The sequence below is a fragment of the Gordonia jinhuaensis genome (genome assembly GCF_014639795.1).
Classification (GTDB): Bacteria; Actinomycetota; Actinomycetes; order Mycobacteriales; family Mycobacteriaceae; genus Gordonia_B; species Gordonia_B jinhuaensis.
In genome coordinates this window covers 221831-233528 of record NZ_BMGC01000004.1, presented here as the reverse complement: position 1 = coordinate 233528, position 11698 = coordinate 221831, and the positions used below count along the sequence as shown (strand labels likewise).

General features: G+C 66.4%; 11 protein-coding genes. 6 read left to right on the top strand and 5 right to left on the bottom strand.

Annotated features, from left to right (window positions below; genetic code table 11):
* The first annotated feature begins 211 nt into the window (after positions 1 to 211).
* Entirely contained in the window at positions 212 to 721 is a 510-nt protein-coding gene (locus IEW22_RS04975; protein ID WP_188585478.1) for an HNH endonuclease signature motif containing protein, read from the top strand.
* Between the two features lie 92 nt (positions 722 to 813).
* On the opposite strand, the gene IEW22_RS04970 is transcribed toward IEW22_RS04975, so the two are convergent.
* Positions 814 to 1140, bottom strand: coding sequence for a cupin domain-containing protein (locus tag IEW22_RS04970; RefSeq protein ID WP_188585477.1), 327 nt, complete (start codon positions 1138 to 1140; stop codon positions 814 to 816).
* Positions 1141 to 1343: 203 nt separating this feature from the next.
* Between IEW22_RS04970 and IEW22_RS04965 the strand changes: the two genes are divergently transcribed.
* Complete coding sequence (locus tag IEW22_RS04965; protein WP_188585476.1) at positions 1344 to 1754, top strand: TIGR03667 family PPOX class F420-dependent oxidoreductase; 411 nt, start codon at positions 1344 to 1346, stop codon at positions 1752 to 1754.
* On the opposite strand, the gene IEW22_RS04960 is transcribed toward IEW22_RS04965, so the two are convergent.
* A complete protein-coding gene (locus IEW22_RS04960; RefSeq protein ID WP_188585475.1) occupies positions 1726 to 2529 on the bottom strand; it encodes a putative protein N(5)-glutamine methyltransferase in 804 nt (267 codons plus the stop codon). The genes IEW22_RS04965 and IEW22_RS04960 overlap by 29 nt on opposite strands.
* Before the next feature lie 190 nt (positions 2530 to 2719).
* Between IEW22_RS04960 and hpxO the strand changes: the two genes are divergently transcribed.
* The gene (gene hpxO, locus IEW22_RS04955; protein WP_188585474.1) at positions 2720 to 3880 is read left to right on the top strand and encodes an FAD-dependent urate hydroxylase HpxO; all 1161 of its coding nucleotides are present in this window, start codon (positions 2720 to 2722) and stop codon (positions 3878 to 3880) included.
* 92 nt (positions 3881 to 3972) lie between these two features.
* Positions 3973 to 5085: a cytochrome c oxidase assembly protein gene (locus IEW22_RS04950; RefSeq protein WP_188585473.1), complete on the top strand. Its 1113-nt coding sequence runs from the start codon at positions 3973 to 3975 to the stop codon at positions 5083 to 5085.
* A gap of 19 nt (positions 5086 to 5104) precedes the next feature.
* Here the strand turns inward: IEW22_RS04950 and IEW22_RS04945 are convergent, their stop codons facing one another.
* On the bottom strand, positions 5105 to 5779 hold the full coding sequence (locus IEW22_RS04945) for an SDR family oxidoreductase (protein ID WP_188585472.1): 675 nt from the start codon (positions 5777 to 5779) through the stop codon (positions 5105 to 5107).
* A 296-nt stretch (positions 5780 to 6075) separates the two neighbouring features.
* Here IEW22_RS04945 and mgtA point away from each other — a divergent pair, with 296 nt between their 5' ends.
* Both mgtA and IEW22_RS04935 read left to right on the top strand, forming a co-directional pair.
* A complete protein-coding gene (gene mgtA / locus IEW22_RS04940) occupies positions 6076 to 8676 on the top strand; it encodes a magnesium-translocating P-type ATPase (RefSeq protein WP_188585471.1) in 2601 nt (866 codons plus the stop codon).
* Between the two features lie 10 nt (positions 8677 to 8686).
* Entirely contained in the window at positions 8687 to 10003 is a 1317-nt protein-coding gene (locus IEW22_RS04935; protein ID WP_188585470.1) for a WS/DGAT domain-containing protein, read from the top strand.
* A gap of 10 nt (positions 10004 to 10013) precedes the next feature.
* On the opposite strand, the gene IEW22_RS04930 is transcribed toward IEW22_RS04935, so the two are convergent.
* Entirely contained in the window at positions 10014 to 10889 is an 876-nt protein-coding gene (locus IEW22_RS04930; protein ID WP_188585469.1) for a hypothetical protein, read from the bottom strand.
* A 75-nt stretch (positions 10890 to 10964) separates the two neighbouring features.
* A complete protein-coding gene (locus IEW22_RS04925) occupies positions 10965 to 11540 on the bottom strand; it encodes an HhH-GPD-type base excision DNA repair protein (RefSeq protein ID WP_188585468.1) in 576 nt (191 codons plus the stop codon).
* Positions 11541 to 11698 lie beyond the last annotated feature (158 nt).

Genomic DNA, 11698 nt, shown 5'->3' with positions numbered 1-11698 from the left:
TCGCGGAACTCCTGGGGATAGGGCTTGGGCACAGCTGGCATCCTTCCAGGCCGCCCGGCAGGGCAAGCCAGATCAGATGTCACCTACTCGTGCACCAGCCCCATGTGCGGGAGTTGGCCCAACGCACGGGGGCAGTCATCAGACCGATCAACCCGGCGGGAAACCACTACTACCGCATCTGCCGTCGGATCCCTACCGGCCCAGCACAGCGATGAGCTTGTTCATTCGTATCCGGGACGGCTACTGCACCGTGCCCGGTTGCGACAAACCTGCGTTCGCTGGGGATCTGGATCATGTGCATGAATACGATCACGACAACCCCGCAGCCGGTGGCCAGACGACCGCAGCAGGGTTGGCGACCAAGTGCCGGATGCATCACCAGATGAAAACCGATGGCGTGTTCCTCGACGACCAGTACATCGACGCCACCGGCAAAGCCCGTCAAATCTTCTACACCCCCAACGGTGCAACGATCCACGGTTACGCCGAATCCGGCGACGACCTCTTCCCCACCCTGCGGGACATCACCTTCACCAACCCCGAGCCACCGAAACACCCACCACCACAACAGAACACTCCAGAGTCACCGACCAGACGCCGATCACGCCTGGCAGACACACACGCCCGCCGCCGCCAGGAACGAGAACGCAACCGCAAAGCCCTCGGGGCCAAAGGCGAGCAGGAGGCTCGGCGCGCCATCGAGGATCCGCCACCGTTCTGATCGCTACTAACGTGTGAGTCAATGGCCATCCCAGGTCGACCGTCGATCCCGAGGGCGCTTACCCCGTCAACTCCACTACCCCGTGAACTCAACTACTCGGCCAACTCCACGTACACACGCGTCCACGGCTGATCGTCGATGAGAGTCCACTCGTGGCCGCCACCACTGGTGTCGCGGGCCAGCAGTACGTCCCCGGGACTCACCACGAACTGCTCGCCACCGCGGGTGGTGAAGCGCAGTGTGCCGGTCAGGGTGATCACGTATTGATCGCACGGTGCGTCGTGCCAGTCCAGCGCACCCCCGGCAGGTGTCACCTGCGAATGAACCTTGCTGGCGGCGGCCGCAGGTATATCGAATTCGCGCTCCGCATAGTGGCTTTCGCCGTCTTTGCCGGTCCACAGTTCGAACAGTTTCGGCATGGGTCCCCCATCGACTCGTCAACTCGTACTCAATCGATCAGCTCACCGCAGCGAGATTCCTTGCGTTCCCACCAGTTCCACTGTAGGCAGGGAATGCGACCAGATGCCCTTCCGCCGAGGACGCAACGGGCGCAGACCGTACCGAAGCCCGAATTCGCCGAAAATGGACGATCGGGAAGTGCCGAGAACGGAAGAGGTCACTCATGGCCAACGTGGACTTGTCGCCCCGCAACGTCGAACGGCTCGGCGCCGAGAGCGTGATCTGGTTGACCACTGTCAGCGCATCGGCCAGTCCAGCGCCCACACCCGTGTGGTTCCTGTGGCGTCGCGAGCACTTCATCATCTTCAGTCAGCCCAACACCGGAAAGCTCAAGCACATCGCGGCCAACCCGCGCGTCTCGCTGAACCTCAACTCCGATCCCACCGGCGGAGATGTGGCGGTGTTCAACGGGCACGCACGCATCGACCCTGACGGACCCACCGATGACGAATGGTCGGAGTACTCCGCGAAATACGCCGACGGGATCCCGTCGATCGGACTCACGCCCAGCGGCTTCCGCGACTCCTACTCGGTGCTGTTGCGCATCACCCCCGAACGCCTGCGTAGCTGGTAACCACCACCGCCACCCCGTCGACGCTGGGTTCGGTGACGACCTCGCAGTCATAGCCCTGTGCGGCGAATGCGGCGACCACGGTCTCGGCCTGACCCGCTGACGTCTCGAGGATCACCCGGCCCCCGGCGGTGAGCCAGTGCGACGCATCGGCGGCGATCCTGCCGGCGAAGTCGGTGCCGTCGGCGCCGCCGTCGAGTGCGTCCCGCGGCTCGTAATCGCGCGCCTCCGCGGGCAGTGTCGCGATCGCCTCGGTCGGGACGTAGGGCGCGTTGGCCACCACCAGATGAATCTCGCCGCGCAGGCGCGCCGGCAGCGCATCGAACAAGTCGCCCTGCCACACCGAGCAGTTCCCGTCCGACGTCGGCAGGTTGAGTCGCGCGCACGCCACCGCGGCCGGATCGATATCCACGGCGTGTATCTGCACGTCCGGCCAGGCGCGGTGCAGTGCCGCGCCCACCGCACCCGATCCGCAACACAGATCGACCACCACCTCGATGCGGTCGGTGAGCCCGAGCGCCGCGTTCACCAACACCTCCGAGCGCCGACGGGGCACAAAGACCCCACGCGTCACCCGCACGCGACCTCCGGCGAATTCGGCCCAGCCCACCACCTGCTCCAGCGGAACCCCCGACAACCGCTCGGCGACCAGTTGTCCGAGATGTGCCGGCGACGTCGCCTCCTGGATCAGGATGCGGGCCTCGTCCTCGGCGAAAACGCAACCGGCGCAACGCAGCCGGTCGGCAAGGGCGGCGTCATCGACGTCGGATTCGTTCATCGCCTCACCCTTCCCTCGACCCCTACCCGACAGTGGTGCGCAACGTCGACGAGACGACTCCAGATGAGCGTCCACGCACCGCTGCGACGGGGCAGGGCAGGAATCTGATCGCGTTGACGATTATTCTTCCCTCGATGGATCGGCGATCTTCGGACCGCGGGTCGAGTGTCGACGCAAAGGTGGGGGATTGATGAAGGCAGTGATCATCGGCGCCGGTATGGGTGGCCTGACAGCAGCGATCGCCCTCAAGCAGATCGGTTTCGACGTAGAGGTCTATGAGCGCGTCACCGAGAACAAGCCCGTCGGGGCGGCCATCTCGGTGTGGTCCAACGGTGTGAAATGCCTCAACTACCTGGGACTGGAGAAGGAAGCCGCCGAACTCGGCGGGATCATGGACACGATGAGCTACGTCGACGGGTTCGACGGCTCCACGATGTGCCGGTTCTCCATGGCACCCCTCATCGAGGAGGTGGGGCAGCGGCCGTATCCGATGGCACGCGCCGAGCTGCAGCTGATGCTGATGAACGCCTACGGCATCGACGACATCCACTTCGGCAAGAAGATGGTGTCGGTCACCGACGGCGAGGACTCGGCCACGGCCACCTTCGACGACGGCACCACCGCGACCGGTGACATCGTGATCGCGGCCGACGGGGCGAACTCGCTCGTGCGTGAATATGTGCTCGGCGGACCGGTGCAGCGCAGCTACGCCGGATACGTCAACTTCAACGGCCTCGTACCCATCGACGAGGAGATCGGGTCGGCAACCGAGTGGACCACCTACGTGGGCGACTCGCGCCGCGTCTCGGTGATGCCGGTCTCGGGTGACCGGTTCTACTTCTTCTTCGACGTGACCATGCCGTCGGGGGAGACGCTGGAACGCGGGGCCGCCCGCGAATTCCTCGCCGAGGAGTTCAAGGACTGGGCGCCCGGCGTGCAAAAGCTGATCAACTCCCTCGAACCCGACAAGGTCAACCGGGTGGAGATCTTCGACCTCGACCCGTTCGACACCTGGGTGAAGGGGCGAGTGGCACTGCTCGGCGACGCCGCACACAACACCACCCCCGACATCGGACAGGGCGGGTGCTCGGCGATGGAGGATTCCGTCGCGCTGCAGTTCGCCTTCACCAACCACCCCGATGATGTGCACGCCGCGCTGGCCGAGTATCAGGAGGCCCGCGCCGGTCGCGCCGGCGACCTGGTGCTGCGCGCCCGCAAGCGCAGCGAGGTCACCCACGGCAAGGATCCGGAGAAGACCGAGGAGTGGTACGAGGAACTGCGCCACGAGGACGGCGCGAATGTGCTCCGCGGCATCATCGGCAACATCAAGGGCGGTCCGGTCACCTCCTAGGACCTTCCCGCCCGGGCTCGTCGGCCGAATGGTCGTGTGTGCGTACCCGGGGCTGATTCGGGTTCGACCGCCCCGGTGCTTACGCTGGCGGTATGGAGTTGCGCGTCGGTATGGACATGGGCGGTATGGACATGATGGACATGTCCGCCCAGCCGTCGGTCTGGGGCGCATGGACGGCCACCCCGGTCGTCTCGACGATCATGGCGATCGCCACCGTGGTCTACCTGTACGGCGTCGTGCGGGTCCGTCGCGCCGGACAGGGCTGGCCGGTGTCGCGCACACTGAGCTGGTTCGTCGCGATGGTGCTGCTCGTGATCTCGCTGAACTCGAGTCTCGCGGCGTTCTCGCATCATCTGTTCTGGGCGCACATGATCGTGCACCTGCTGATGATCATGCTCGTGCCGCTGTTTCTGGTCCTCGCGCAACCGATCCGGCTGGCGTCGATGGCCTTGGGCGGCTCGGGTGAGGAACGCGTCGAGCGGTTCATGAACAGCGCCGTGATCCGCTGGCTCACCTCTCCGGTGTTCACCGTGCCGCTCTACACCGCGGTGTTGATCCTCACCCACCTCACCGGCTTCCAGCAGGCGATGTTCGAGCACATGTGGATCCACGACGCCGAACTCGTGCTCTACCTGGTCACCGGTTACCTGTTCCTGTTGCCGCTGGTCGGCGACGAACTCACCGGTCACGATTACAGCTACCCCGTTCGCTTCTTCGCGCTGCTGATCTCGATGGGCCCGGACACGCTGGTGGGCGTGACCCTGATGATGACCGGATACGAGATCGCGCCGGGGCTCGCGCAGTCGCGGATGAGCTGGCCCAAGGGCGGAATCCTGAATCCGGACGCCATGGCCGACCAGAGCGCCGCCGGGGCGATCATGTGGTTCGCCGGCGACGGTCTGATGATGTGTCTGCTCGTCGTGCTCGCCTGGGAATGGATCCGCGCCGACGGTCTGGGCCGCGGCCGCCAGAAGTCGGCGGCCGAGCTGCAGGGTGACCGCCGTCCGTCCTACCTCGAGGTGGCGCGGCGCAGTGCGCTGGGAACCGGTGCCGCGGGGATGGGCGACGCGGACTTCGACGACGACGACGCGGCCCTGGCGGCTTACAACGCGCGCTTGGCCGCGCTGAACAATCGTGCGAGCTATCCCGGCGGTCGTTCCGACACCACCGGGCCGGCGGCGTCGGACGACCAGCGTCGAGGGTGAGACGTCGAGCGTCCGGGAGTCAGCTGCCGGTGGTTTTGGAGGCGACCTCGGTGATCGCCTCACGGATCGGCTGATCGCCGTCGTCGAAGGCGATGTCGAGGTGGACCGTGCCGGGGGTGTCGATCACCGCCACGATCACCGCAGCCACGTTGTCTCGGCTCACCTGGGCGTCATCCCAGCGTTCGGTGGCGATACGGATGGTCCCGCTGCCCGGGTCATCGGTGAGTTTGCTGGGTCCCAGGATCGTCCAGGCCAGCGCGGTGTGGCGCAGGTAGTCGTCGGCCTCGGCCTTCGCCTGGGCGTAGGAGAAGAACGGGTTGTCCATGGGAACGCCGTGATGCAGTGAGGCGCCCGAATAGGAGATCATCACGTACCGGTCGATCGCAGCCGCGGCGGTCGCGTCCATGGACCGGATCGCAGCGTCCCGGTCGACGGCGAACGTGCGGGTGGGGTTACCACCACCGGCGCCGGCCGACCAGACCACGGCATCGTGGCCCTCGAGGATGTCGGTGAACACCGTGGTGCTGATCGACTCGATGTCGGCGACCTTGGCGGTTGCGCCCGTCGCTTCGATGTCGGCCACTTGGTCGGGATTGCGGATGATTGCGGTCACTTCGTGACCATCCGCGACGAGCAGGCGCTCGGCCCGCATCGCGATCTTCCCGTGTCCTCCGATGACGGCGATACGTGCCACGTGAATCACTCCTTCTCGCATCGGTGAACGCTCATGCCGGAGACGTCGACCGTTGGATGGCCCGTCGACGGATGTCGATGGGGCCGGGTGTCGGTGAGGCCGTCGTTGTCTGAAGCCGCAGGGGTTCGTCGATCGGCATGCGGTGTCCATCGACGTTGTATTCCAACGTACGTGGCGGGCTACCTCCTGTCCCGCATTGCCGGGCGATCCGGTGGTAGGCCGGTGAATGTGGCCGCTGAATGTGACGGTCGCCGCCGGGCTGGCAGGGGTCGGGTGACGATGCAAAACTGGACAACATGGTCGCCACCGTGGCCGCTGCAACGCCGGCAGCACAGTCGTCCTCGTCGCCGATCAGTGACGTTCTCGATCGACTCCAGAGCACCGCGTCCGGGTTGTCCACGGACGAGGCGAGGGTCCGGCTCGAGCGCGACGGCCCCAATGCCGTGCGCAGCCATCGGGTGAATCCGTGGTCGATCCTCGTGCGACAGTTCGCCAACGCGGTACTGATCCTGTTGGCGGGTACCGCGGTGCTGTCGATCTTCCTCGGCGACACCACACAGGCGGTGATCATCCTGGTGATCCTCGTCGTGAGCGTCGGGCTGGGCTTCTTCAACGAGTATCGGGCCGAACGGGCAACGGCCGCACTACATTCGCGTGTACACCATCAGGCGCTCGTGATGCGGGACGGGGCCGCCACGATGCTCGACGTGACGGATCTGGTGGTCGGCGATGTGGTGTCGGTGACGCTGGGGCAGGCGGTTCCCGCCGACCTCCGGGTGCTCTCGGCTGCCGAACTCGAATGCGACGAGAGCATTCTCACCGGCGAATCGGAGCCCTCGCCGAAATCGCCGGCTGCGGTGCAACCGGACAGCCCGTTGGCCGAGATGAGTGACATCGCCTTCATGGGCACGATCGTCAGCAGCGGAACGGGCACCGGCGTGGTGGTGGCGACCGGGCGGAACGCCGAGTTCGGGCGTATCGCCGCGGGTCTGGGCGATCGACACCCGCAGACCGCTTTCCAGTCGGGTCTCAAACAGTTCTCCTACTTCCTCCTGGGCATCGCGATCGTGCTGACGATCGCGATCCTGGTGATCAACGTGATGCTGCAGCGACCGATCGTGGATTCGGTGTTGTTCGCTCTGGCGATCGCGGTGGGTATCACCCCGCAGTTGCTGCCGGCGGTCGTCAGTGCAAGCCTCGCCGCCGGCTCGCGGATCCTCGCCAAGCAGAAGGTGCTCGTCAAACGGCTGGTGAGTATCGAAGACCTCGGTGACATCGAGGTGCTGGTGACCGACAAGACGGGCACCCTCACCGAAGGGCGGATCACGCTCATCTCTGCACTCGACACCCGCGGCGACTCGTCGGCGAGTGTGCTGCGGCAGGGCTTGCAGGCCACCGACGTGGACCCGCACAGCGGCGGAACGAGTTCCAACGCGATGGATGCCGCGCTCTGGGAGGCACCGGATTCGGCTGCGGCGCGTGAACAGCCCTGGGATCGTGTCGACCTGCTGCCCTTCGATCACAAGCGGCGGGCGACGAGTGCGCTGGTCGTCGACGGGCAACGTCGGATCATGATCACCAAAGGCGCACCCGAGCAGGTGATGGCCGCGTGCGTCGACGTGCCCGCGGCGGCGTCGGACGTGCTCGAGGATCTGTTCGGGCAGGGCCGACGGGTTGTCGCAGTCGCATCGAAACCCGTTGCTCCCGACTGTGATCACCTCACCGTTGCAGATGAGCAGAGCCTGCACCTCGACGGATTTCTCGTGTTCGCCGATCAACCCAAGGTTGCGGCACGAGAGTCGCTGAAGGCACTCGACAGCCTGGGAATCGTCGTGAAGGTGGCCACCGGGGACAATGCGCTGGTCGCCGAAAAGGTCTGCAGCGAACTGGGTCTGGTCTCCGGCGGCACGATCCTCGGTCCCGACATCGACCGCCTTGACGATCACGAACTCGCCGATGTGGCCATGCGCAACACCATCTTCGCGCGGGTCTCGCCCGAGCAGAAGGCGCGAATCCTCACGGCTCTGCGCACGCAGCGGTCGTCGGCGTTCCTCGGCGACGGGGTCAACGATGCGCTGGCACTGCACGCCGCCGATGTCGGCATCTCCGTCGACACCGCGACCGATGTCGCCAAGGACGCCGCCGACGTGGTGCTGCTGGAGAAGGATCTCGGCGTACTCGCCTCCGGGGTGGCCACCGGGCGACGGATCTTCGCCAACACCATGAAATACGTGCTGATGGGCACGTCGAGCAACTTCGGCAACATGTTCTCCGCCGCGGCGGCATCGGCGTTCCTGTCGTTCCTGCCGATGCTGCCGTCGCAGATCCTGCTCAACAATCTGCTCTACGACAGCAGTCAACTGGCGATCCCCACCGACAATGTCGACGTCGAACAGTTGCGGCGGCCCTCGCACTGGGACATCGGGTTCATCAGGCGGTTCATGACGCTGTTCGGCCCGATCAGCTCACTGTTCGATTTCCTCACCTTCGGGCTGATGCTCGGCGTCCTGCACGCCGGCGTCGCCGAGTTCCGCACCGGCTGGTTCGTCGAGTCGATCGCGACGCAAACCCTGATCATCTTCGTGATCCGCACCCGACGGATACCGTTCTTCCGCAGCCGGCCCAGCGGACCGCTGGTCGCGGCGATGTTCGGGGTGATCGCGGTCGGGGTGGTGCTGACGGTGCTGCCGTTCGCCGGCCACCTCGGTTTCACCGCACTGCCGTGGCAGTTCTACCTGGCGCTGGTGGGATTGATCATCGGTTACCTCGTGGTGGTCGAATTGGCCAAGTGGGCGTTCTACGCCGACCCGCTGCATCTCGTCCGGGTCGAGCGCGACGCCGGCTCGGCGATTCGCCGGATCAACCGGCGCGCATCCAGATTCAGCACCGGAGACTAACGTCGTCGTCGTGGATCAGCTCAGCGCCCGCGACACCCAGACGTTGTGGCTGTCGGCGAAGATCCCGTCGGATCAATTCCTGGTGTTCGGTTTCGACCCCGTCGATTCGATCCCGGAATTGCTGTCGCAGTTGATGGTTCGTGCTCATGTGGTGGACGGCCTGGCGGTGCGGGTCGACGCCCCGGTCGGCCGTCTGGACCATCCGTACTGGGTTCCGACGCTGATCGGCCCCGAGCGGTTCATCACCCACGACGCGGTGGTCGATCTCGACGCCTGCTACCGGTCTCTCGCCACGGCGATGAGCGAGCAGGTCGATCCCTACCGCCACCCGTGGCGATGCCACGTGTGGCCGGTGGGTTCGGGCGCGCCGACGCCGTCGGGTGCGGCAACCGTCGTGGTGGTGCAGATGTCGCATGCCTTCGCCGACGGCCGGCTGGCGACTGCCTTCGCGCGCCGGCTTCTCGGGGGTCGTGACGAACTGCCGGTCTCGCGAGCGGTCGACGTGGCCCGGTCGCGTGCGTTGCTGCGGGGTATCGGCAGATTCGGCCGTCAGTCCGCGCGGCTGATCGCGGCGGTGCGCGACGAGCAGCGATGTGTCCGTGCGAGCCCCGACGACGGTGGTGGCGGCGGCGTGCCGGTCTGCCGGGTCAATCGCGCCACCGGGGCGGTTCCGGTCGCCGCCTCACGGACGGTCGCGACCGCCGACCTGCGCCCCGGCGACGTCGGTGTGTCGGCAGGAGCGCTGGCGACCATCTCCGCCGCACTGGCCGGATATCTCGGCGCCGACCCGGCAACCCCGTTGGCGGCCGAGACCACCATCGCTCGTCCCGGTTCGCGAGAGACGCCGGATCTGCTCTATCGCAACCACTTCCGCAACGTCGGCGTCGATCTGCACACCGAGATCGGTGACCTCGCCGAGCGCGCTGCTGCCATCGCCGCCGCGCTGCGGGTCGCGCAGGTCGTGCGCCCGCGCGCCGACGCCGCGGCCCGGGTGGCCCAGAGTGTGCCCGCACCGATGCTCGCCGCCGGGGTGCGGGCCTTCGACGTGCAGACGCGCTCACCCGTGGTCACCGGGAACACCGTCGTCTCGTCGGTGAACCGCGGATCCGCCGATCTGGTGCTCGGCGGCGCGGCAGTTCGGTTCACCGCCGGATTCCCGGCACTGTCACCGATGCAGGGACTCACCCACGGCGTCCACGGAATCGGTGACACCGTGACGGTCTCGGTGCTCGCCGATCCCACCGTGGTGGACGTACCCGACTACCTCACCCGGTTGGATGCTGCCCTCGAGGCGATGACCGCGGTCGCCGGGCGTTCGCATCGGTGACGTTTCGCGCTCAGTCCTCGGAGTCGGCCACCAGCTCGGTGCTTGAGTTCTTCCCGCGCACGAGGCGCCGCGGGATCCGTCCGGCGAGTTCGCCCAGCGGTGTGACCGCGGCGTTGAGCATGTCCACGGCCGTACGCAATTCGCCGACCGTCTCCTGCATCGTGGCGATCTGCGGGGAGAGGATGTCGATCACGTCGGCGAGTTCGGTGATCTTGTCGAGCGGGCCGCCCGGAGCGATCGCCCGTTCGAGTGCGCCCTCCTCGCCGACGAGCTGGTCGAGCAGACCGTCGGGTGCGGCCAGGCGATCGAGCAGCCCGCCGGGAGCGGTGATCTTGTCGAGCACGCCGGCGTCGGAGGTGAGCTTGTCGATGAGCCCGCCCTCGCGGGTGAGTCGATCGAGTACGCCCTCGTTGTCGGTGATCTGATCGATCACGCCGCCATCGCGGGTGAGTCGGTCCAGCGGGCCGTCGCGACTGGTGAGGCGCAACAGGATGCTGTCGGGTTCAGTCATCTGGTCGAGGAGGCCGTCGTCGGCGGTGAGTCGGTCGAGGATGCCGCCGGGCTGGGTCAACCGGTCGAAGACGCCGCCGTCGGCGAGCAGCCGGTCGGCGACTCCACCGGGAGCCAGCGCCTTACCCACCGGGCGATCGCGCTGCAGGAGATCGGCGACCTGTTGGAGCAGCGCGAACGGGGTCGCCGAGGCGCCGACGTCGGCGGCGTCGAGTCCGAGCGAGCTGGCGACCTCACGCGTGAGGGTGTCCACCGCCATCCGGCTGAGCGTGATGCTCGCCTCGGCGATCGTGAACGAGGTCTCGGTGACCGCCGCACTCAGGCGCATCGGGACACTGACCGCGTCGCGCAGGTTCTGAAGATCGAGGCCGGGCATGACTGGCAGCCTAGATGATCGGACAGATCAGTCGGTGGGCGTTGGCGGTCACAGCCTCACCCATCGGTCACAGCCTCACCCTTGGGTGGCTGCCTTGGTCTTCGCCTTGACGGCCTTCTTGTAATCGCGGACCTTCTGCAGCGAGTCGGGGTCGGTGACATCGGCGACCGACCGGAATCCGCTCTTGCCGTAGTCGCCGACCGCCTCCTCCCAGCCGTCGGGTCGGACGCCGAGCTGTTTGCCGACCAACGCGGCGAAGATCTTCGCCTTCTGCTCGCCGAATCCGGGCAGTGCGCGGATACGCGTGACGAGGTCGGCGCCGGACTCGGCCTGTGTCCAGATCAGTTCGGCGTTCCCGTCATAGTTCTCCACCACCGCCGAGGCGAGAGCCTGCAGTCGACCCGCCATCGACCGTCCGTAGCGGTGGATGGCAGGCGGGGTCGAGCACAGCTCGGCGAAAGATTCCGGGTCGGCGGTGGCGATCCGATGCGGATCAAGGGTGCCGAATCGGTCGAGGACTTTCGCCGGCCCGGCGAAGGCGCGTTCCATCGGGAATTGCTGATCGAGGAGCATTCCCGCCAGCAAGGCGAACGGGTCCGACGACAGCAGCGCGTCGGCGTCGGGATCCTGGGCGATGTGCAAGGCCACCATGGTCGACCATCGTAATGCGACCAGTCTGCGCAGACGGCATCGACGTACGACCGCGTGCGTGACGACGAGACATCGCGGATCGGCAAACACGTTGTCCGACTTGGACTGTCGAAATGACCGATTCGTCTGGAACTGCAAAAGAATGTGTCGCGATGTGG

What these genes read in the sequence shown, in the direction of transcription:
- IEW22_RS04975 (WP_188585478.1), top strand. Translation starts at nt 212, where the DNA reads ATGAGCTTGTTCATTCGTATCCGGGACGGCTACTGCACCGTGCCCGGT.
- IEW22_RS04970 (WP_188585477.1), bottom strand. Translation starts at nt 1,140, where the DNA reads ATGCCGAAACTGTTCGAACTGTGGACCGGCAAAGACGGCGAAAGCCAC.
- IEW22_RS04965 (WP_188585476.1), top strand. Translation starts at nt 1,344, where the DNA reads ATGGCCAACGTGGACTTGTCGCCCCGCAACGTCGAACGGCTCGGCGCC.
- IEW22_RS04960 (WP_188585475.1), bottom strand. Translation starts at nt 2,529, where the DNA reads ATGAACGAATCCGACGTCGATGACGCCGCCCTTGCCGACCGGCTGCGT.
- hpxO (WP_188585474.1), top strand. Translation starts at nt 2,720, where the DNA reads ATGAAGGCAGTGATCATCGGCGCCGGTATGGGTGGCCTGACAGCAGCG.
- IEW22_RS04950 (WP_188585473.1), top strand. Translation starts at nt 3,973, where the DNA reads ATGGAGTTGCGCGTCGGTATGGACATGGGCGGTATGGACATGATGGAC.
- mgtA (WP_188585471.1), top strand. Translation starts at nt 6,076, where the DNA reads ATGGTCGCCACCGTGGCCGCTGCAACGCCGGCAGCACAGTCGTCCTCG.
- IEW22_RS04930 (WP_188585469.1), bottom strand. Translation starts at nt 10,889, where the DNA reads ATGCCCGGCCTCGATCTTCAGAACCTGCGCGACGCGGTCAGTGTCCCG.
- IEW22_RS04925 (WP_188585468.1), bottom strand. Translation starts at nt 11,540, where the DNA reads ATGGTGGCCTTGCACATCGCCCAGGATCCCGACGCCGACGCGCTGCTG.